Raw genomic sequence first — 23,835 nt, forward strand, 5'->3', positions numbered from 1 at the left:
TTATCTCCTTGTAAAACTGAGTTCGCATTGAAAAATTACAATGGTAACCATTTAATTCTGAATACGTTCATTTTACAAATATTTAAAATTAATATAAAAATAAATCAATTTTTTTTAATCATTTTGATTTCTAACGCTAGTTTAAATATTTAAGTTATGGGGTTAACTTATACAAAGACTAAAATTTTTATCTTGTCTATGTGCCTTTCAATATGTTTTAAGACATATTCAGAAGGAACAAGACAATTGATGCCAACGTCATCATCCAATGGCTATGTTCAGATCTTTGACTTGAATACCTTATCCAGGCCATTTGCAACTTTTAATGCTCCGGAAGACTACCGACTGAATATTCAGGTATGTAATCCAGGCGAAAAGATTTACATGGGTTTTAAGCAAACTAATGATGACGTCTATTTTCGTCTTATGGATGAATCCAATACGGCCGTACCCATCCCCGGTCTTACTCCTGTCGCAGGTACAACAAATACATACAGACTACCTAAATCCGGAGCCGGTTATATCGATACCTATGACAAAGCATACAATGGACCCAGTCAAATAGTAGGGGCTGGTGGGTATAATGCTTTAGAATTCACTCCTCCGGGGCCAGGAAATTATCATATTGAATTTAACCCCATATCATCCACTACCCCAAGACCGGAAAAAAGGATCTTTACCTATTTTGATATTACAGTAGCCAACCCCACTACAAATAAAATTCAAACGGGAAGACTTTGGTCCAAAGCATGGGATTTTACAACGAATGCTGGTAACAATCCATTTGTAACAACCATGTATGTCTATGCCAAAGACAGCATTATTACCTCGCTAAACTTCAATGGTATTCAGCCTTTCGGATTTTCAATCTCCGCAAACTCCACTGGAACTACTAAAACAGGAAATGCTGAATATGACAGACAATCAAAAATCGGAAATTATACATATCCTGAATATAAACTATTCCTTACGGAACCTGACACCAATTGCTTCCCAGTAGGAAAATTCGGTAGCCTTACACAAGACCCTAAAATTACAGGTTGTGACCCCAACAACAGATGTATTGAAGTCTATACTGATAAAACAGGAACAGTTGAAATACTTTTTGAATTTAACGGTCAGGCCGGATATCAAAAAAACACATCAGATATTCTATTCAATACTACGGTAAAAGCTGGATACAACTGTCTTCCCTGGAATACAAAAGATGGTTTAGGTAATGTTGTACCAGCAAATAAAACATTTGACATTACTGTTAACTATTTTAATGGATTGACGCACCTTCCGTTATATGATGTTGAAAATCATCGTAACGGTTATATTGTTGAATTATATGCACCCAAAAAACCGGGAGCAGGAAAACCCAAGCTATATTGGGATGATTCAAAGATTATTGCCGGAGCAACTCTTGACGGAACAGTAAACCTGACAGGATGTACAGGAGGATGTCATAAATGGAGAGACAGAGGATACAACGAATGCGTACCTACTTGTCCCGAATCTATAAATACCTGGTGGTATGCCAACGTAATTGAGAAAAAACTTAACTATACAGTGCAGAATGTGACTGTTGATGCGGAAAGTCGAAACGCCCCTCTTGCACCTAATGACACTACAGTTTGTGCTGATATTACGACATTTATCCTGAGCGGTAAAATCACTGGGGCAACCGGAGGTAAATGGTCTGGAGGAAATGGATCTTTCTCTAATGTAAACGATTTAAATGCCGGCTACACTCCTACTGCTGCAGAAAAAACCGGAGGCATGGTTAAACTTTTACTTACTTCCAATCCTACGTCTGGTTGTCCATCTGTAACAGATACAATGAGAATATTTTTCACTCCTCTGCCTACAGCAAATGCAGGACCTACTTCCAACATCTGCTCAAATACAACGACTGTACAACTTAACGGAGTGGTGACTAATGCTTCAAAGGTTACATGGACAGGAGGAAATGGTAATTTTATTCCTAACAGAAATAAAATAAATCCTGTTTATACACCAACAAAGGCAGAACTGGAGAGTGGTTCCATAGAACTTACATTGACAGCAACAAGTACCGGCTCATGCGCACCTGTGAGTAGTAAAACAAAAATTGTAGTAGCTCCTACCTCAGTGGCAGATGCAGGAAAAGATACCACTGTATGTTCTAACAATGCTGTTATTCTTTTAAAAGGAAGCATTAAAGGTGGTACTACAGGAAAGTGGACTGGAGGAAGTGGAACATTTCTTCCGGATGCCAATACTTTAAATGCGACTTATATTCCTGGTAAAGGAGAATTAGGTTCAGCCAATATTGTTTTAAACCTTACTCCTGATAATAATCCTTGTGGTATTGTATCTGACCAAATGATCATCTACCTCACCAAACCTCCTAGAGTAGAAGCTGGTCCAGACAAAGAATTGTGTAAAAAAGATATTATTCAGCTGAATGGTTTTGTTGAAGGACCTACCGGCATAATATGGTCATCTGAAGGTACCGGAATTTTCAAACCTTCTGCGACCTCATTAAATGCAACCTATGAACCTTCTTCTGCTGATACAGCCAAGGCTTCTATAAAACTCTACCTTTCTTCGACTGGTAATGGAATATGTAATCCGGTGAAAGATTCACTAACAGTTAAGTTTAGACCATCACCAAAAATTCACGTCAATAATAGTTTGATTGCTTGTGAAAACAATCCGAATGTGGCTTTAAGTGCTACTATTTCCGGAGCATCTGGAATCCTTTGGAGCTCTGTAAATAATGGAACCTTCACACCTTCTGCCAGTCACCTGAATGTAACCTATATACCATCCTCCAAAGATCTGGCGGATCACCTGGCTATTATTAATGTAACAAGTGTTGGTAATGATTTCAACTGCAGTTCCTCTACAGAAAAAATTCTGGTATTGATAGATCCTGTCCAGACTGTGGATGCAGGACCAGCCCAAACGGTTTGTGCAAATAATGCAAACATCACCTTAAAAGGAACTGCTACTCTTGGAACATCTGTGACTTGGTCTGGCGGAAATGGAATATTCACTCCAAGTAAAGACAGCCTAAATACAGTTTACACTCCTACCCCATCTGAAATTGCATCAGGAAAACTGAAGCTAACTCTTACTGCTCAGAAAACTTCATGCCTTCCGGTAAGTGATGATGTAGAAATCACATTCACTCCTGGCCCGGTTGTAGAGGCAGGCCCTTCACAAAGTGTGTGTGAAAATAATGCTAATGTAACTTTAAACGGTACTGTGAGTTTTGGTGCTGGTATATGGACAGGAGGAAATGGAACATATTCTCCAAATAACACCTCTCTTTTAACAACCTATACTCCTTCTGCAACAGAAATTGCCGCTGGTTTTGCCAAACTTTACCTTACTTCTTCAAATAATGGAAACTGTAAAAGCGAAACCGATAGTTTGGAGATAACAATTATTAAAGCTCCGGTAGTAACTACAAGTAATTCAATAAACATCTGCAAAAATAATCCAACTATAGATCTGGACGGAAAAGTTACCCTCCCTGCCAAAGGAGGTGTATGGTCTGGTGGTAAAGGAGTGTTTTCTCCAAATGCCAATACAATAAAATCAATATATACACCAACAGCAGACGAGGTTAATTCCGGTTCTCTGAAACTGACTTTAAGTTCTACGGATAACGGATTATGTAATTCCTCCTTTGCATATCTTGATATTACATTCACCCCATCTCCAACAGTAGATGCCGGGCCAGGGCAAGACATATGCTCCAATACCGCAGGGATCCAGCTTAGCGGAAGCAAGACAGTTGCCGGAGGAATTGTATGGTCTGGTGGCAATGGGAAATTCACACCTGATGCTACAGCCATCAATGCGGTTTACTCCCCTTCAGTGGCAGAGGTTATCGCAGGGTCAGTTACTTTAACTATTGTAACAACCAATAACGGAAACTGTAACCCCGTATCCGATAATGTAACGTTTAACTTACTTCCAGCTCCTGAAGTAAATGCAGGACCGGACCAGTTTGTCTGCGGTACTGAAACTGCTATAGTATTCAATTTCGGAACATTTAAAAATGCAACAGGAACAGTCTGGTCAACTAACGGTAATGGTTCCTTCGTGCCAAGCAATTCAATCATAAATGCAACTTATAATATCACAGCAAGTGATAAATCAAAAGGTAGTGTTACGTTTACACTTGCTACAACAGGCACAGGAGTCTGCCCTCCGGTTTCTGATGACATGGTTGTTACATTTACAACTGTACCTGTAATCGATGCTGGTCCGGATCAATTTATTTGTACTAATGACTTGCCGATCAGGCTTAATGCTATAGGTTCCAGATCAACCTGGACAGGTGGCTCGGGTACATTTACCCCGGATAATAAAACGCTGAATGCCATATACACTCCTTCTCCTTCTGAATTGTTAGCTGGAGTTGTAAACCTAACTGTAACAACAGATGCAGTAGGATCATGTCCTCCGGTTTCTGATGCAGTCACTTTCAGAATCCCTAAAGGTCCGGAAATAGAAGCTGGACCAGATCAAACGGTTTGCGGCAATTCTCCGAATGTCTCATTAAACGGAAAAGTTGGAAACGCTAAAGGGGCTCTTTGGTCAACGAATGGAACAGGTTCTTTCCTGCCTGACAGGAGCAATTTAACAGCGACTTATGTCCCTTCATCTGCAGATACATCAGCCGGAAGTGTAATACTAACTCTAACCAGTTTAGGTAATGATACTTGTTCACTTGTTTCTGATCGCTTGACTGTTACATTTAAAGATGCAGTAGTGATAGATGCAGGTCCAGAACAAACCTTGTGCGCAAATGTCAGCGGAATTCAATTACATGGTGTTGTACTTAATGCTTCAGGAGCTACATGGTCTGGTGGTTCAGGAACATATACTCCTAATGCTACAACTTTAAACGCGACATATGTACCATCCGTAGCAGAAGTTAACGCCAAAAAGATAGTATTAACTCTGACATCTGTAAGTGATGGCATTTGTCCTCCACTTTCAGATAAAGTAACATTTATCCTCCAAGATGCTCCTCAGGTTGAAGCCGGACCTGACCAGACGATATGTGCAAATACAAGTTTTATTAAACTCGACGGGACTTTTTCAAATGCGGGTGGAATTATATGGAAAAGTTCAGGATCTGGAACATTTGCTCCTGATGCATCACAAAAAGATGGAAACTATTATGTATCCTCACAAGACACAGTTATAAAGAAAATTACCCTGACCATTACCACAACTGGTAATGGAGTGTGTAATCCTGCTGAGGACAAGATGACATTGACCATTACTCCTATTCCAACAGTAGATGCTGGTACAGATCAAGAACTTTGTGAAAATGTAACCTCCGTGATACTTTCAGGTAAAATAAATGTCGCAACAGGCGGATCATGGACAAGCACAGGAAGTGGTACATTTAGCTCTAATGGAATTAATGCTGTATATAAACCAAGTGCAGCAGACCTTAAAAAAGGTATATTGACATTCACACTTACATCTACTGGAAATGGTGCATGCGCTCCAGGAAAAGATGCGATGACAGTTAATTTTACCCCAATGCCAAAGGCAAATGCAGGAAGCGACTTTACAATTTGTGAAAACAGTTCCTCAATTACACTTAACGGAACTATCGAATCTGCTACAGGTGGAACTTGGTCGACATCAGGAGATGGTACCTTTGGGGATCGCAATAATGTCAATACGACTTACAATCTAGGAGGAGGGGATATTTCTAAAGGTAATGTTTCACTAACTTTAAAAAGTATAGGGAACGGAGCGTGTCCAGAAGCTGTAAGTTCAATAAATGTTACCATTTTATCACTTCCTAAAGTAAATGCAGGTCCAGACCAGACAGTTTGTGCAGACGTTTCAGAGGTTAGTTTATCAGGAACAATCTCTAATTATTCTTCTGCGCTTTGGATTTCACAAGGAACAGGTATTTTTCTGCCAAACAGCTCTGATCTGAATGCGAAATATAAACCATCAGCTGAAGACATTGCCGCTAAGCAAATCAAAATTACATTACAAGGTGTAGGTAATGCTCCTTGCGCAACTCTTACAGATGAAATGTTGATTAACATTACACCACTAGTAACCGCTAATGCCGGACCAGATCAAAAAGTCTGTTCCGATGTAACTGGAGTTCAACTTGCTGGAAACGTAACAACAGCGGCAGGACAGCAATGGAGTACAACAGGAACAGGGACATTCAGTCCTGATGCAAACGCATTAAATCCAGTTTATACTCCATCCAAAACAGATAAAGAAGCAGGTAAAGTAACATTTAAAATTCTTACCACAGGGAATGGTACATGTAACGCCGTTACGGATTTTGCAGATGTATCTTTTACCCCTGCTCCAACCGTAAAAGCGGGGCCAGATTTGGAAATATGCGAAGACGTAACCTCTGTTAATCTGAACGGAGTTGTGACTATTGCAACCGGAGGAACCTGGAGTACTTCAGGAGATGGTGGATTTAGTCCAACAGCTAACCAGCTTAGCAACTCTTACCTGATAGGTAATGCCGACAAAACACCGGGATCTGTAATTAAACTTATTCTGACAACCTCAGGTAATGGACTTTGTCAGCCTGCCAGAGATACTCTTAACCTTACAGTAAAACCTCTGTCGATTGTTAATGCAGGAGATGATCAGATTGCATGTGAAGATGTAGCTGGCATAAATCTTTCCGGAACAGTTCTTAATGCTTCCGGAGGACTATGGAAAAGCTCTGGAGCAGGTACATTCTCTCCTAATGCATCAACGCTAAATGCCACTTATATTCCTTCAGCTGCGGAAAGAGCTTCAGGAAAAGTTCAATTAACTCTTACAGCGACTGGCACTGGAGTTTGTAATCCATTATCCGATGTCATGGAAGTTAAATTTGAAAAAACACCGGTTGTAAATGCTGGACCGGACATAAATGTTTGTGCAGACATTGGAGCGGTTCAGTTATCAGCTTCATTTACTAATGCTACAGGAGTAAAATGGAACACTTCAGGAGACGGTAATTTTTCACCTGACAATATTACCCATAACCCAATGTACCTTATAGGGACCAATGACAGCATCAACAAAAAAGTATTCATCACTGTTACAAGTACAGGAAATGGAAATTGCTCAGCCGTTTCAGATCAGATGATTCTCACTATCAGTCCGATTCCTTCTATAGATGCTGGACCAGATATAGTTGCGTGTTCAGATGTCACTTCAATACAACTTAATGGAAAAGTTAAAGTAGCATCAAGCGGATATTGGATCTCAACAGGAAGTGGAACCTTCTCTCCAAGCCCTGACAGCCCAACGGCACTATATTTGCCATCTGCAGCAGATAAATTAACGACTACATACCTTATATTAAATACTGCAGGAAATGGTTCCTGTAACTTCTATTCTGATACCTTAATCCTGAAGTTTGATCCAAATCCAAAGGTATTTGCAGGTCCTGATCGCACTGTTTGTAGCACAGACCTACCTATTCAGCTTGAAGGTTCAGGAAACAATGCCACCTGGACTTCGCCAGGAGGAGGAGTTTTTCTTCCTGATGCCACAGTATCTAATGGTACTTATATGCCAACTACTTCAGAAATTGCAGCTAAAACAGTTACTCTGACATTATCAAGTCCGGCATCAGGTATGTGCCCTGCCACCGCTGATCAGGTTACATTTGCTATAATACCAGGTCCGATTGTTGATGCTGGTTCAATAACAAGTATCTGTAATACAATGACCTCAATAGCTTTAGCCGGAAATGTTACAAATGGTAATGTAATATGGTCAACTACTGGTAAAGGTACATTCCAAAACTCAAATGCTGCATCTACCACATACAACATCGATGCGGATGACAAACTTGCCGGAGTTGTAACTTTGATTCTGAGCTCAGATGGAAATGGGATTTGTAATTCAATCGGAGATACTTTGAATCTGACATTTGATCCGGAAGCAATAGCAGATGCAGGTTTTAACCAGTCACTTTGTGCAGATGTTGCTGCATTTCAATTATCAGGAACCGCTAAAAATTATTCTTCTATTCAATGGTCAACAGCAGGTACTGGAAGCTTAAACAATGTAACTACCCTAACACCTGATTATACGCCATCTGTAGCGGAAAGGAATAATCATAGCACTGTTAAAGTTACCATGAAGGTGAACGGATTAGGCAATTGCCCTCCTGTAACCAAAGATGTCTTACTATCTCTAACTCCTGCTCCTACAGCGAATCCTGGACTTGATACTATAGTTTGTTCGAACTCTCAGACTATTCCGCTAAAAGCAACAATCACCATTGCCGGAGGAGCCATCTGGTCAACTTCAGGTACAGGTACATTTGCGCCGGGAGCACAAAGTCTGACTGCATCTTATATTCCGTCTGAAAATGACAAGTCATCCACTGTCACTTTAACATTAAAAACAACAGACAATGGAACGTGTGGACAGGTTAGTAAGGATAAAAAGATAGATTTTGTTAAAATGCCAGAAGCTGATGCAGGCCTGGACGATACCATTTGTGTTAATTCAGCTACCGGAATTGCACTGAATGGAATTGTAAAATCGGTAACAGGTTCAGGAGTTTGGTCAGCAATGGGAACCGGGTCATTTAGTGCTCCGACGACTACTCTTATAAACACCTATTCTCCATCCAATGAAGAAAAACAAGCAGGTAGTTTTATACTAGCACTTAAAACCACCGGTAATTCAGTATGTCCGGAGGTAGCAGATTATAAATCCGTAACCATTCAATATCTACCAGAAGCAAATGCAGGACTTGACCAAAATGTCTGTGCTGATATTCCAGGTATTAAACTTAATGGAAAATTGACAAGAGCACTTTCTGGAGAATGGACAACAAATGGAGACGGGACATTTTCTCCAGATAAATTCTCCCTAAATGCTTCTTATATACCAGGAGCTATTGACAGGACGAAAACCGGAATCATCTTATCATTAACTACAAAGGATAATGGAAAATGCGCACCATCTACCGATCCGCTTGACATCACGTTTATCCCATTACCCGACGGAAATGCAGGTAATGACACAACTGTGTGCGAAGATAGTCCTGCTGTTTCCCTAAACGGTACAGTTACTAATTCGTCTGGAATCATCTGGACAACTGATGGATCCGGAAAGTTCAGTCCATCAGCTTCTTCACTGATAGCCACATATATCCCAGGATTAAGTGATATCAAAGCTGGAGGGGTAACATTAAGGTTGAAAGTAAACGGAATGTCTAAGTGCGGAGGTGTTACAAGACTTAAACATATATCTATCAATCCAAAACCTACATTATATGCAGGTCCTGACATAAGAATTTGTGAGAAAACAGAGGAAATAAAGTTAGCAGGTTCAGCAACTAATTATACCAGTATAAACTGGACAAGCAGTGGTATAGGTAGCTTCGTAAATGGGAATCAACTTTCAACTGTTTACAAGACGGACCCTACTGATTTTGATGCCCAGGCAATAAATCTTATAATGGAAGTACAAGGAAAACCTGGTTGTAGACCAGTTCAGGATCAACTTACTGTCAGATTCAATCCCCAACCAACGGTTATTGCAGGACCATCTCAAAACTTCTGTTTTGATGCCCCGGAAATAACACTTAACGGGCAAGTTAAAAATGGAGGAAAAATAGAATGGTCCAGCACAGGGTCCGGTATATTTCTTCCAGGAAAATATCACCTGAACACAAAGTACATACCTTCATTGGAAGATCGCATTTCAGGTTCTGTTAAACTTTCAATAAAAAACATAGAAGTGACATTGTGTAAAGCTGATGAAGATACCCTTGAAATTACATTTATGCCAAAACCAGTTGCTGACCCTGGTCCGGCTATTATTTGTGATATAACTAACGGTGCAAAACTAAATGGTAAATTCCAGAATGCTACTGGTGTATTCTGGACATCAGAAGGAAGTGGAACATTCTCTCCAGATCCTAAAGATCCTGCAGCAACTTATTATCCTTCATTGCAGGATAAACAGAAAGGTTCGATTCATCTGAACTTGACAACTACTGGAAATGGCGTATGTAATGAAACTGTTGCTATGACAACGCTCATTATTGAGCCAAAACCCACAGCAGATGCAGGAAAAGATCTTGATGTCTGTATGTCAAGCACCCCAACAATTACCGCAAACCTGACAGGTGATGTATCTTATGAATGGTACAATCTCAATGGAGTATTAATGGGATCAGGTGCAAACATAATGCTTCCAAACCTTGATCGTGATACAACACTTGTATTAAGAGTATTCGACAGCAGACCATGTGATCAGTTCGATACAGTTACGGTAAGAGTATTTACCCCTCCTACTATTGGAATGCCGGCTGATACATGTTTTGATCAACCTCTGTATGTTGCCGCAAAATTAAGAGATATCCCTCTCGTTACCGGTCAATACATCTGGTCTCAGGATGGAAAACTTATGCCGAATCAGGTATTACCGATCCTTAGTGTACCAAGACCTGGAGAATACACTGTTACCTATGCTTTTGGCAATTGCTCTGTTTCTAAGAAAATTAAAATTAATCCATTACCAGTGTTAATGGGTTCAGATAAGATTGCCTGTGAAAATCGTAGTACTGTTCTAAGCATCACTTCTACCCTGCCATCATCCAATTACCAATGGTCAGGACCGGGGGTTAATGCAACAACCACCGGAGGCAACCTTGGAATAATCGTACCATTAGATACCAATTTCTATCAGGTAAGTGTTACTACCAACGATGGATGTAAAGCAAGTCACGACATAAGAGTTATTGGAGTCCCATCACCAATATTCAGCATAAAAGACTCTGCTTTCTGTTCAAATAAAACAGCAATGTTTGTTGCGAGACCTACCAATATCAGTAATATTGATTCTCTGCCAGTAACTTATGAGTGGATGAAAAACGGAGTATCAATGAACAACAGTAATGATTCACTTCTAATTAATTCTGAAGGCGCTTATGCTGTTAAAGTTACAATTGGAGAGTGTGATACTTTGCTGACAACAAAAATCAAATTGAATGAAGTACCAAATCCAAGGTTACCGAAAGAACTTGATTTGTGTATGGATAACAAAGAAGTCATCAAACTGGATGCTGGACCTGGACTCATATATAAATGGACCGGCGATGCGCAGGTTGATAATGATACAACAAGAATACTGTTTGCTACAGATTCAGGATTCTATAAAGTACGTGTGATCAACCAATATCAATGTGAAAAAGAGGATTCTACATCTATCAAAGATATTTGTCCTCCAAGATTATATGTTCCAACTGGACTTGATCCAAGTACTGAAGGTAAATCAACTCTAGATATATTTGGTAAGTATTACACCAACTTCCAGATTACAATATTTAATCGCTGGGGAGAAGTAATCTTTATGTCAAATGATCCGAAAGCAGTATGGGACGGTACATACAGAGGTGAAGTGATGCCGATAGGAGTTTATAACTACATTGTAACATATGAAGGCCTGAATGAAAAATATAAAGGTCCATACAAAGTAAAAGGTGCAGTTACTGTAGTAAGATAACCGAAACATACTGACCGATAATAAAAAAGACTGCATACTTCATGCAGTCTTTTTTATGCGTAAAAAACATTTTAACTTCTTAAAAATTTTTAATAGGTTTAGCAGTTATAAAGAGATAAAACAGTCTCAGGCTTTGAAATTAGTTCATTTATTAATTTTTATCCTTTTCTTTTCAGGACTTCGGGAAGGTTTTGGTCAAACCCAGGGAGACTATCTCATCAATGGTCGCTTGGTAGACAGCGTTGATTCAAAGGGCATTTCAGACGCCCTTATTATTAATAAAAGTACAAACAAAGTTGAAATTTCTGATAAAAGTGGGTACTTCTACTTCAATGCATCTCTCAACGATACGATCGTTATTTACATTCTGGGGTATCGTACCAAAATATTTCCATTGCATAAGGAAATGACCACCAGGCAAATGAATGCCATCAGACTTGTCCCCGACATTGAACAATTAAAAAGTGTGGAAGTAATAGGGAAAAGTGAGCCTAGACAGAAATACAGATACCCTAATAATCAGGAGCCTGCCACCATTATGAATCCTATTACCTTTTTATATGAACGATATAGCAAAAAGTATCATCAGTATGAAAAGGTAGCAGAGCTTCAAAAAGCCAAATATTACGAACAACTCAAAGAATATCGTCTTAACCGGTTATTTATTATGGATGTTACCGGAGTTAAAGAAGAAGATGTTGACGATTTTATAAGTAAATGTAATTTTGGAAGAGAGTTTATCGAAACAGCTTCTGATTATGAACTGATTGTGATGATCAGGAAAAATTATGAATGGTATAAAAAATCCAAATCAGGAAATAAGAGGAGTATATATTAGGCAGAAGTTTGCATATATCGAAACATTTAAATATATTTATATAACAATTAGTCAGGATGGCAATTAAACCGGATGATCGCATAAAACAGATTGAAAAAATGGCCAAAGCCCTGGGTGACAAAAACAGACTTGTTATCCTACAGACAATTGCAGAAAAAGGATGTGTAAATTGTACCGAATTCACTGAAGTCATAAACCTGGCTCAGCCTTCAGTCTCTCATCACATCAAAATTTTAGTGGATTCCGGTCTGATAAACTCTGATAAAGAAGGTCGATTTGTTAAATTATGTATCAACAGAGAAAACATCGAAGAATTCAATGCATTTTTAAACGACATTAACAAATTCTGACTTTTTTTGATTTGTCATATTGATATATTCAAATATATAAAACATTCAATTTAAACAGTTAAACTTATGGAAAACGGAACTAAATACCTCGAATTGACAGATGGAACTTTCGATACCGAAGTGATAAAAACATCTACCCCAGTGCTTGTTGATTTTAGTGCAGAATGGTGTGGACCTTGTAAAATGATGGGACCGGTTATTGAGGACCTGGCAAATGAATATGCGGGAAAGGCAAAGATTACCAAAATTGATGTGGATGTTAATCCTCTAACAACATCCAAGTACGGAGTGCGCAGTCTTCCTACCCTGTTAATTTTTAAAGATGGAAATGTCGTAGATAAGATTATTGGAGCTGTTCCCAAAAAAGTCATTACTGAAAAATTAAGTGCATATCTTAATTAAGTTCAGAAGAAAGGCCGGTCAGTCCCCGGCCTTTTTACTTCAGCAACATTTTTGAGCAAGTGCAACAAGATTATACTCTTGCTCAAACTGTTGCTTTTTTATACCTGGTAAGTGAATCTCCATTCCTTTTCAAAATTTAATTTCTACTCTTTCCCTTAAAACCCCATCAGAAACCAACCTTATTTACTGCTTGTTTTTATTTTAGGAAGCTGGAGTAAGGATTATGTACAGGGTAAATAAGGAGCTTGCCGAGATCTTTGAGTCAATAGGCAGCATATATGAATTTAAAGGGCCTAAAGAACGATTCAGGTCTATAGCCTATCACAATGCAGCCAGAATAATCAATGACCTTCCCGAAGATATCAGAGATCATATTCAGGACGGAAAATTTATTAAGACCTATGGTATTGGTAAAAGCATTGAAGAGAAAATCTTTGAGTTTCTTAAAACTAATCAAGTCAGCTTATTTAATGATCTGCAAAAGGAAGTTCCTAAAGACTTTCTGACACTAATGAAAGTTCAGGGATTGGGTCCCGAGACATTAAAAAGGTTTTATTATGATCTTAACTTAAGTACCAAAGAGCAAATCATAGAAGCCCTTCAGGATGGCAGAATCTTGCAGCTTAAAGGTTTTCAAAAAAAGAAGGTAAATAATATTTTATCTTCTTTACTTAAGAAAACTGAAGCAGAGCAGCGACTCTCACTTTGGGATGCTCAGGAAATCAGTACAAGCATTATAAAAATGCTCAATACCATTCCACAGATTCAATTGATCGATATCGCAGGAAGCCTTCGCAGGCAAAAGGAAACTGTTGGTGACATTGACCTTTTGATTGCGGCAAAAGCCAAAGACCGCAAAGCTATCATCAGGCATTTTGTATCTCTTGATGAAGTTGAAAACCTTTATGCGGAAGGCGATACCAAAGCCAGTGTATATTTCAAATCTTTTAAACGTCAGGTAGACATAAGAATAGTAACGGAAGACCAATGGGGTGCAGCGCTGCAATATTTTACTGGTTCAAAGGCTCATAACATTCACCTCCGAAAACTTGCCATTGAAAAAGGATATAAGATAAATGAATATGGACTTTTTACTGTAGAGGAAAATAAAAAGATTGCCGGAGAAAATGAAGAAGATATTTATCATGCCTTGGGTCTTGAATGGATGCCTCCTGAGATGCGCGAGGATACTGGTGAAATTGAACTTGCTTCTGAAGGGTTGATACCTCAGCTCATCACAATGGAGGATATAAAAGGCGATATGCATACACATTCGAAATGGTCAGATGGACACAGCTCCATTGAAGAAATTGCAGACTATATTTCCTCTAACCAAAAATATGACTACATCGTCATTACGGATCATTCCAAATCCCAAATAATTGCGGGAGGAATGGAGGAGGATAAATTTATAGAACAGTTAAAAGAGATTAAAAAGGTAAACAAGAAGATTGGCAAAGACCTTATAAAGTCAGGTACTGAAGTGGATATACTGCCTGATGGTTCTTTGGATTTATCTGATTCACTATTACAGACGCTTGATTGGGTTGTAGCTTCAATTCATTCCCATTTTAACCAGGACAATACAGAAAGAATTATTAAAGCCTGTCATAATCCATACGTATGCGCAATAGGCCATCCGACAGGAAGAGTACTTGGAGCCAGAGAAGGCTATATAGTTGATATGGAAAGAATCCTGGATGTTGCGGCTTATACAGGGACTGCACTAGAAATAAATGCCCACAGCCATCGCATGGATATTAATGATCGTTGGGCTAAAAGAGCTATTGAGAAAGGCGTAAAGCTTGTTATAGGCACCGACAGCCATAATACAGGAAATTACAGCTTTATGAAACTGGGAGTTGCTATAGCGAGAAGAGCATGGTGTACGAAAGACAACATCTTAAATACATCAGATTGGGCAAAGATAGAAGTGTTTAAGAAGAGGAAACTAGAGAAGATTTATGTGCTGCATTAACTACTGTAAATCTCTTTTAGGGAGATATACTTGGCTTTTACCATTTTAAAACATATCCCCACTACAGTATAACTGACAAATATGAATGAACCACCTTTTATCCTATTTTATGCGCACTGCTACTTCTATGTAATTCAAATAAGAACTTCTTTAATACGTCACCATTTGCTTATTATATTTATTCCTGTAATCTATAGGAGTCATACCTGTAATCTTTCTGAACACATCCCTGAAGGCCTTGGAATCCGTATATCCTACATCGAACATGATTTCACTGATATTCTTTCGTGTTGATTCGAGGTTCTTTTTTGCAGCTTCAATCTTTACTCTTTGAATATATTCTGTAATAGTATTGCTGGTTGCTTTCTTAAACCTACGTTCAAAGCTCCTTCTTCCTACCGCAAACAAATCAGACAACTGATCAACGGAGATCTTCTCCTGAAAATTGGATTCTATAAACTCTTGTGCCTTCTTTACAGGCTCATCTTCATGTTCTTTCTGCCCTCTGAACATAACAAATGAAGACTGACTATAACGGTCAATCTCTATCTCAAAATATTTGGCAGCAAGTATGGAAAGTTCTCTGTCTGTATATTTTTCAAGTAAGTATATAAGTAAATTCCAGAATGAATTGGCTCCTCCGCTGCAATAGATACCCTTTTCATCAGTAATGATCTTTTCTGATACTAATATGGCTTCGGGAAACATCTGTCTGAATGCATGCTCGGCAAGCCAGTGTGTAGCACACTTCTTCCCATCCAGCAATCCTGTTGATGCCAGCAGAAAAGTCCCGACGCATAAACTTGCTACTTCTCCTCCATTATTATATTGTTTATTGATCCAAGGAAAAAAATCCTTATTGATATTTATAACTTGTGTCCAATCGCCATTAACAGCAGGAATAATAATCAAATCGGTTTTAAAGGAATCTTCAATAGTCAGATCAGGATGAACTCTGAAAAAAGAATCATAAACCTGAACTTCTTTGTCAATCCCAACCAACTGAACTTTAAACAACGGCTGTTTTCCTTTATTGATAAGAAACTCATTTGCCATTGTGAATGCCTTGAATGCTCCTTCAATGCAGCCTAGGGAAGCTGCTCCTTTCGGAACAAGAATTGATATGTGCTTCATTAGAAAATATACCTGGAAACCTCTTGAAACAATTATTTCCTGATTTTAATTCTGAGAAAATTCGAAATCAGGAAAAGAATATATTTCTTCTTTAGTAAACTTATGAAAAAAAAATGTCGCAAACAACCCGAGAACAACTGCTTTTCACTCAAATTGTACTAATCAAGTTTAAAATTAACAGGAAGGTTAAATACTACATCTACATTCTCTCCATTGTGACTGCCGGCTTCCCAATCCGGCATTTCATTAATCAGACGAAGCACTTCAGAGTCAAAATTTCGGGCACCTTCTGCTGATTTTAGAATTCTTGGATCCTTAATTTTACCATTTTTATCTACAACAAAAGTCGCATAAACAACACCTTCTATTTTATTTTTCCTCTCCCATTTTGGGTACTCAAGATGGCGATGAATATATGCTATCATAAGCTCAAACCCACCTTTAAACTCTGGCATTTTCTCGACATGTGTATACGGACCTTCATTTGGTGTAATTGTATCTGGAGGTAGCGCTACAATTCCCGTAATCTCAATCGGTACCTCAATCACCTCGTCCATTTCAATACATTTTGGAGTTGTTTTTAACACCCTTTTTTCAACATCACTTTTTATTACGCTTTTATCAGGACCTGATTCAACCTCTTTTATTCCTGAAGTATCATCAAGCACTTTAGGCGTTGTTGCTATTGATGAGGTATCAGCAATGATGTTTGTTTTAGCCTCAACATTCGACTTGTTTTCACAACCAGATAAGACTAATGCCCCAAGTGTTAAAAGATAAAAAGCAAGATTAGAGCTCTGTTGCTGATTGGAAAGCGCCTTAATTGTTACTACAAAATCCTCATATGAAAAGTCAAGTTGGGATGAATAAAATCTGCCACAAACCTGTTTATTATAATTTAAAATAAGGTATTCCAGTATTTCTTGTCTTGACTTATCTCTAAAGTCAGTAACATCTTTTTTACAACTGATACAAAATCTGGACCGGACACCGATCTTCATTTTCTCCCAGTCTTCGTGACAAGGATTAGAGATACCTATCTGAGGTTTCATAAAAAATGGCTTTAAAGCTAAACGATAAAAGTCTTTACTTATTGATAAATTAAAAATACCAACGATGATCAAAAAAAGAAAGGTCTCATAAACTAATTATGAAACCTTTATTGCACAGTACCTATAACTACCTATTATTTCCACATAAAGAGAGAGCTCTTTATTAAACTGTTTCAGTATACTTTTTAAAGTTATTCAGAATCGCCTGCCAGCCTTGTTTCTGCATCTCTACAGGGTTCTGAGATTCTGCATCAAACGTTTCAACAACCTTAGTTTCATTCCCTTGTGCAGTAAATACGACCTTTGTTTTTCTGCCATCTTCCATTGTATATTCAATCACTTTGTTGGTTTCAACATTGGTATATTCTCCACCAAAGTCAAAACTAAAACTGCCATCTTTTGCAGCCATTGTTGTCTTAAACTTTCCACCTTTGCGCAAGTCATTTTCCGCATAAGGTGCATGCCAATCGTCAGATGCCTGACACCATTTGGTAATATCTTCAGGTGAATTCCAGGTTTTCCAGACTTTCTCTACAGGTGCTTTTACCAAAGCCTCTACGGTTACAGATATTGGGGTTGTTGTTTCTTTGCTCATAGTCTTTTGGTTTAGATTTGTTAATGACACAAAATTACTTTAAAACCTTGCATCAGAATATATTGTAAACGACAATCGTAAGGGGTAATTCCGACAATTTTAGTTTTAAAAACTGTTTATACTGATTCAGGACGCCAATTATTTATCAATACAACATTAACTTTACTTAGGTTAAAAACATTGACCTTGAATGAAGAACCGACATATTTTTAATTGCATCCTTCCTTTTCTGGCTTTTTATATTTTCTTAAACTATTGATTGACTGGTTGCCCCCTAAGTATATCTCGGTGTATTTGCCCGGGAAGTACTCTATACACAGGTATCTTAATCGAATATTCTTTACACAGCTTTTTTATTTGTTCATCAATTTGTTCATTCGAATATCTTGAAGAGAAATGCCCCAGAATCAATGTTTCAATATTGATTTCAGAGACCATTTTTATAACTTCATCCAAATTACTATGTTTGTTTCCATGCTTATTTATTCTGTCGTCATCTTTTCCTCCAAGAAAAGTCGCTTCATGAATAAGAATTTTTGAATTGTCCCACTTTGAATAATCATCTACTGGCGTATCTCCCGAATAGGTAAGTATATTCGTTCGGACTATCTCACTGAGCGCTTCTCTGCCAGCTTCTGATATAAGCTGCTTGATCTTTTCCTGTGGAAGTGAGGCATATTCAGACTTTAATTTTGTTTTAGTCTGATAAACTTTATAACTAAAGCTTTTGTGTATTCCCTTATCAGCTTTTACATGTTCATTTCTGATAGCTTTAACAATCAGATGATCCGCAATCTGAATTTCTTCATCTTCAATAACAGGTTTCCACACTGTGCCTTTTACATGAGGATCAAATTTCTTTGTAAACTCCTCTATGGCTGGAAATGATCCGCAATGAGCGGGATAATGCAGTATTGGATATCCATCCCGCGCGTTCAATTGATTGAACTGCAGAAGCCCTCCCAGATGATCTCTGTCTGCATGTGAAATAAAAACGTGATCTGCTTTTCTTGCTTTCTGTAACAATGCTGATGCCACTCCATCCCCAGCATCAAATAATATTCCAAGCTCTTCTACAAAATACCACGTGGAGAATAATGCTGTAGAATAGCCGCTAATATTGAATTTCATCTTTACAATCCCTATTTATTCCGTTTCATAATCCAGCTTCACTGTAATAGTCGCTGTTTTTCTTTTGGAAGAAGTATTATAAGAACCTCCCCATGAAAAATCTTCTGATGAATTCTGGGCTACTATCTGAAACACTCCCAAATCCGCATTTTTAAGATGCCCTATATCACTTCCTGCATTCTCTGCGATTTTCATAGCACGAATGTTTGCATCCTTTGTTGCCTCTGCAATCATTTCTATTTTAAGCTCAGATAGCTTTGTGTAATAGTACTGAGGATTTTTGGAATAGAACTCCACTCCTGAATTTATAAGCTCACTTACTTCCCTTGAAATCCCTTCTACTTTATCCACCTCAGTTGATTCAATTTGTACATCCTGCTTAAGTCTGTACCCTATGAATATCGTTTTAGTTTTATTACCATCTTCATCATAGACTTCATCTATTTCCTTATCTATATTTACTGCAGAAAATATAATATTCGATTCCTTTATTCCTTTTGATATCAAATAGTTTTTAATACTTTCCCGGTCTTTATCTAATGCAGCATAAGCCTCTTTAAGGTTTGAATTAATCTTTGAAAACGAACCGTTCCAGACTATCAGATCAGATACAAAGTCTTTCTTTCCAAGGCCTGTAACGCTGATAATTTCATTACTTCTGTTTCTGTTCTTAAAAGCATTAGCAAAGATCAAAGCAGTAAAAATAATTGAAACACCTATTATCAGTGAGTTTAAATATAATTTCATATTACAAAAAGTTATTGAGGATGATAAAGAAAATTAGCTCTTCACTTCTTCTTTTAAAAATTAAAATAAAGGGTAATCCTCGATTACCCTTCCAAATATTTCCAGTCTTTTATTGGTTCAAAATCTTTGTAGCACTCTGCTACTGATGGATGTGAAAGTACAGACTCTACTGAAACTTCAGGAATAGACTCATCAGCAATTCCATTCTTCACAAATATAAAATTGAACCCTAATTCATTGGCCCCTACAAGTCTGTATCCCTTTCTTTTTGCGAGGTTGGTCATAGCTACTGGTGAAGCTCCATGATATACGGGATGTTTTCCCGGGTATGAATAATCAGGATCATAAGGAACAACAATGTTATTCAGGCCAAATTCCACATGTGTTTCAATGATCACCACTTTTGGAGACACGACAGAGATAGCATCCCAGATCCAATAGTCGTTTCCATCAACATCAATTGATAGCAAGCCTATTTCTCCTTTAAATCCTGCATCTTCAATAAGTTTATTTACATTCTCTCTGTTTACCTTCGAACAAACAAACTTTGGTTTATAAAACCAAGGATGAGGATATTTATCATAGAACTTTCTACCACGCTTGATACTCTTCGGATTTCCGTCTATAAATAATCCATGCCAGCCAAAATTGAAGTAAAGATTTGCTGAGTTACTATTGACTCCATCATCAGATCCAATTTCAACGAATACTTTATTATCCATTCCTATAGCAGAAAATAAGAACAGCAACTTTCCATCTTCTTCAAACTGGGAAAAAACTCTGAAGCCCGTATCAGCGATCTTCACATTTTCCCTTTTGGAAATACGATCCTGATAGTAATGAAATAATTGCCTTTGGGAAATTTGTACAGATGGATTAAATCTGTTTCTTATTTTAGTTATTAAGAACTTGTCTTTTAAAAAATTCCTGATCATTGTTAATGCTGAAATAGAGTCTTTATGCTTCGGAAATAACATCTTAAATCCGTGCTAAGTAAGCAATATATGTATTTTTCCGAAATTCTGGTAAAATGTCTAACGCTTCTGAACAGTGGCAATCAAGACAAACAGCTAATTATCAGCAGCATAAAACACCACAATAATCAACCTATTTTTCAATAAAGAAAACAGAATCGCCTGCTCTTGAAAAAATCAGACCTTACCATTCCAGACTCTTTCTTCGGTTAAGCGCCTTCCTTTTAGTTTTGAGTATACCTCCACTCCTTCAGGATTATTCAGATCTTCGGGGGTATTTATATCCGTCACAAAGCAATCATCAAGACTTTCAATACGCCAACGCACAAGTTCACCATGAATATTTAAGTATGGCTCTGCTTTTTTATTCTTTACTTTTTCCATCTTTTTATAAGCATCATCAAAAGATTTTGCTTTAATCAGTACCATTCTGTCTTCTATAGTTTGTTTTCCTTTCTTCTGCTTTTCAACTTCAACTACCACTGTCATCTTAACACAATAGTATTCATGAGAAGATTTTATTTTTCTTCTTTTCGCTTTATCAACTTTGTTAATTGAAAAATAGGCTATTGATTGAATCTTATTTAATTTAGACAATAACAAAAATGGAATTTTCGCTTTTAATCCACTAGGTTTACCAGGAGAACCTGATACTTCGTAGGAAGTGAATAAATTCAATTTTATAATCTTTTCAATCTTTTGCTTTCTATCCTCAGCAACCTTCGCTTTTCTTTCCTTTGGAGATATATTATAAATAGTTTTAATATCTATATACTTTGGATGGATTGAAACTTCAACGTTCCTCTTTTCGTCAGGAAATCCTTTATCGAGAATCCAATCCTCCAGGCCTTTTATTGAACTCATTATTGATCAGAAATTTATTTTCAGATCAAATTTATGTTTTTATCTCTAAAAATTGAATTGCCAATTCAATCATAAAGGGAATATACTTTTTCACCCATTTCTTTTTAAACCAAAATCAAAGCGTTCATGAACGATTCTTTTCAATATTCCCAATTGCCCGCAGTGCCACATGGCATGTTTTATATTCCAGTCTAATGCCTCGAATTTGTTTGATGCTATTGGATGGGTAACTGGAGACGAATGCAATGTCATATTCAAATCATGATCAGATAAAGATTTTATAACTTCCAATGACTTTAACTCAACAAGCATTAGTTGTTTCATTAACTGATCGGGCTTGTATTTGCCCACTGTATTTTCTGGTTTTCCTGTGGTAAAAATTTCATCATAATCTTTTAAGGGTATTTGGCGGATAATATCCATCTGGTGTCCTGAAATAACCATCACAGAATGGAAATAAAAGCTCATCAGAAGATGCCCCGCCTGCCAGGTGACATTTGATTCAATTACCTCGGGAGTAATATCCCATTGTTCATATGGTATGGAACTCAAAAGTCTGTTAACCCAACTGTAAGTTTCCTCTGTTTGCTTCAGCAAAATTTCTACTTGCTTCATTTTAATTTTGGTAAGTTCTAAACTAACTGGGAACAAATCTAACTGAAGCCGGCTGATCATTTCTTGATCAAAATCAATATTGCCCTGTACTTATTTTATTTCTTATTCTGCTGATGGTTTCAGGCGTTACACCAAGGTAGGATGCAATTAAATATTGAGGGATCCTTTGTGCAAGATCCTTTCTTTGAGAAACGAGTTGAAGATATCTTTCCGGAGGAGAATCCAGCAAAAGAGATTTAACTCTATCATGGTTTCTTAAAAACAATTTTTCATTCATTTGCCTCGCCATATCTCTGATAAACTGATACTCATTGCCTAGCTTATCCAGTGCCTGTCGGGTAATCACATGGACTATTGTATCCTCAATACATCTTATTTCCTTCTCCGATGGTTTACAGGTTAGATAACTGTAGTAGTTCGTTATAAAGCTATTTTCAAAAGCAAATTCTTCAATGATTTCAGTACCATTTTTATTATACACACACATCATAAGACCATTCTCTATAAGCCCTACTTTGTTACAGATCTCGCCTTCTGCAATAAAAATTTCGTTTTTCTTTATTTCCTTTTTGGTAAATTCTGATAGAAAAATATTTACCTCTTCTTCTGAAAGATTAAAAAGTCTGCGAATAGAATCTTTGATATTATTCATGCCTAAACCTATTAGGTGATATTTTAACAGTAAATAAAATTGAAAATAAAAAATGAAGGATTCAAGAATTATAATCCTTTCTTTGGATTATAAAATCCTTTCGTCCCATAAAGATTTAGCTTCCATATCTATGGCTTTTACTGCATCAGTTAAAACCTAATGCTTATTCAAGCAAGTGCAAGGAACAAACAAAGATTAGTAAAATAATCTCGTTACCCATATATAAGTACTAAAAAAAATATTGCTTAAAAGTTGAAAATTAAATAATTAAGAATTTACTTTAGGCATTAATTGTTTAAACATACAATTAATAGAACACGCTTTTATCCTACGGTATAAATTTCCGCATATCGGAAATATTTTTAAAATTAGAGAGGGTTTCGTGAGGATTTAAGCTGCTCTGCATCCGATATCAACTTTTAGTACCCAAAAATAATATTAATCTAAACCAGAAAACTCATGAAAAAACTAGCACTATTATTTTTATTATCAATTTCTTTTTACTCATGCAAAGATGAGAAGAAAGACAATCCTACTCCGGATAATATTTGTATTACAAGTGATGTTACATATACCAACACTGTCAAGCCGATCATAACAAAGAACTGCGTAGCTTGCCATGGTGCTGCGACTCCTATGAATTTAAACGATGTTAGCACACTGCAAGGAATAGCTCAAAATGGTAAACTGTATAAGGTAATAACCCATGCAGATGGAGTATCTCCTATGCCCAAAAATCAAGCAAAGCTATCAGACTGTGATATAGAAAAGATCAAAGTCTGGATCGATGCTGGTGCTCAGAATAATTAATTTTTTCAACTAAAATAGTATCGTAAGAGCGAAATGTATAAAATCTTTGCTCTTAGCTTTTAATTAAGAGTAGTCTTTTATAGAGGAAGAAAATAAGAATAGATCTTGATTAATGTTCCAGGATTCAATCAGAATAAACTCCTTACTTTTAATAGTAATGATTTTAAATCTATGAATAC

General features: G+C 37.3%; 15 protein-coding genes. 6 read left to right on the top strand and 9 right to left on the bottom strand.

Going from position 1 to position 23,835, the window contains the following annotated elements; genetic code table 11:
• Nucleotides 1–156 precede the first annotated feature (156 nt).
• The 5 genes from K350_RS0117780 to polX all read left to right on the top strand — a co-directional run bounded on the left by K350_RS0117780 (nucleotide 157) and on the right by polX (nucleotide 15,082).
• Nucleotides 157–11,514: a T9SS type B sorting domain-containing protein gene (locus K350_RS0117780; RefSeq protein WP_156027085.1), complete on the top strand. Its 11,358-nt coding sequence runs from the start codon at nucleotides 157–159 to the stop codon at nucleotides 11,512–11,514.
• A gap of 133 nt (nucleotides 11,515–11,647) precedes the next feature.
• Entirely contained in the window at nucleotides 11,648–12,352 is a 705-nt protein-coding gene (locus K350_RS0117785; RefSeq protein WP_156027086.1) for a peptidase associated/transthyretin-like domain-containing protein, read from the top strand.
• A 56-nt stretch (nucleotides 12,353–12,408) separates the two neighbouring features.
• Nucleotides 12,409–12,702 carry an ArsR/SmtB family transcription factor gene (locus K350_RS0117790; protein WP_028981060.1) on the top strand — a complete coding sequence of 98 codons (294 nt, stop codon included), beginning with the start codon at nucleotides 12,409–12,411 and terminating at the stop codon, nucleotides 12,700–12,702.
• A gap of 66 nt (nucleotides 12,703–12,768) precedes the next feature.
• Nucleotides 12,769–13,104 (top strand): thioredoxin, encoded by a 336-nt coding sequence (gene trxA / locus K350_RS0117795; protein ID WP_028981061.1) that lies wholly within the window; start codon nucleotides 12,769–12,771, stop codon nucleotides 13,102–13,104.
• A 223-nt stretch (nucleotides 13,105–13,327) separates the two neighbouring features.
• Nucleotides 13,328–15,082 (top strand): DNA polymerase/3'-5' exonuclease PolX, encoded by a 1,755-nt coding sequence (polX, locus tag K350_RS0117800; RefSeq protein WP_028981062.1) that lies wholly within the window; start codon nucleotides 13,328–13,330, stop codon nucleotides 15,080–15,082.
• A 150-nt stretch (nucleotides 15,083–15,232) separates the two neighbouring features.
• Here polX and K350_RS0117805 read toward each other — a convergent pair whose 3' ends face one another.
• From K350_RS0117805 to K350_RS0117845, 9 genes are all read right to left on the bottom strand, one after another.
• Nucleotides 15,233–16,216, bottom strand: a complete 984-nt coding sequence (locus K350_RS0117805; RefSeq protein WP_028981063.1) for a GlxA family transcriptional regulator — start codon at nucleotides 16,214–16,216, stop codon at nucleotides 15,233–15,235.
• Nucleotides 16,217–16,374: 158 nt separating this feature from the next.
• Entirely contained in the window at nucleotides 16,375–17,268 is an 894-nt protein-coding gene (locus tag K350_RS0117810; protein ID WP_028981064.1) for an energy transducer TonB, read from the bottom strand.
• A 163-nt stretch (nucleotides 17,269–17,431) separates the two neighbouring features.
• Entirely contained in the window at nucleotides 17,432–17,863 is a 432-nt protein-coding gene (locus K350_RS0117815) for an SRPBCC family protein (protein ID WP_028981065.1), read from the bottom strand.
• A gap of 252 nt (nucleotides 17,864–18,115) precedes the next feature.
• The gene (locus K350_RS0117820) at nucleotides 18,116–18,994 is read right to left on the bottom strand and encodes an MBL fold metallo-hydrolase (protein ID WP_028981066.1); all 879 of its coding nucleotides are present in this window, start codon (nucleotides 18,992–18,994) and stop codon (nucleotides 18,116–18,118) included.
• A gap of 15 nt (nucleotides 18,995–19,009) precedes the next feature.
• Nucleotides 19,010–19,741, bottom strand: coding sequence for an SIMPL domain-containing protein (locus K350_RS0117825; RefSeq protein ID WP_028981067.1), 732 nt, complete (start codon nucleotides 19,739–19,741; stop codon nucleotides 19,010–19,012).
• 83 nt (nucleotides 19,742–19,824) lie between these two features.
• On the bottom strand, nucleotides 19,825–20,676 hold the full coding sequence (locus tag K350_RS29405; protein ID WP_156027087.1) for a hypothetical protein: 852 nt from the start codon (nucleotides 20,674–20,676) through the stop codon (nucleotides 19,825–19,827).
• A gap of 216 nt (nucleotides 20,677–20,892) precedes the next feature.
• Nucleotides 20,893–21,579, bottom strand: a complete 687-nt coding sequence (locus K350_RS0117835) for a DUF4288 domain-containing protein (protein ID WP_028981068.1) — start codon at nucleotides 21,577–21,579, stop codon at nucleotides 20,893–20,895.
• 90 nt (nucleotides 21,580–21,669) lie between these two features.
• Nucleotides 21,670–22,194: a DinB family protein gene (locus tag K350_RS0117840; protein ID WP_028981069.1), complete on the bottom strand. Its 525-nt coding sequence runs from the start codon at nucleotides 22,192–22,194 to the stop codon at nucleotides 21,670–21,672.
• 73 nt (nucleotides 22,195–22,267) lie between these two features.
• Nucleotides 22,268–22,846, bottom strand: a complete 579-nt coding sequence (locus K350_RS0117845) for a Crp/Fnr family transcriptional regulator (protein WP_028981070.1) — start codon at nucleotides 22,844–22,846, stop codon at nucleotides 22,268–22,270.
• Nucleotides 22,847–23,305: 459 nt separating this feature from the next.
• Here K350_RS0117845 and K350_RS29410 point away from each other — a divergent pair, with 459 nt between their 5' ends.
• On the top strand, nucleotides 23,306–23,656 hold the full coding sequence (locus K350_RS29410; protein WP_051313293.1) for a c-type cytochrome: 351 nt from the start codon (nucleotides 23,306–23,308) through the stop codon (nucleotides 23,654–23,656).
• The last annotated feature ends 179 nt before the right edge of the window (nucleotides 23,657–23,835 follow it).

Origin of the sequence: Sporocytophaga myxococcoides DSM 11118, from assembly GCF_000426725.1 — a bacterium.
GTDB lineage: Bacteria > Bacteroidota > Bacteroidia > Cytophagales > Cytophagaceae > Sporocytophaga > Sporocytophaga myxococcoides.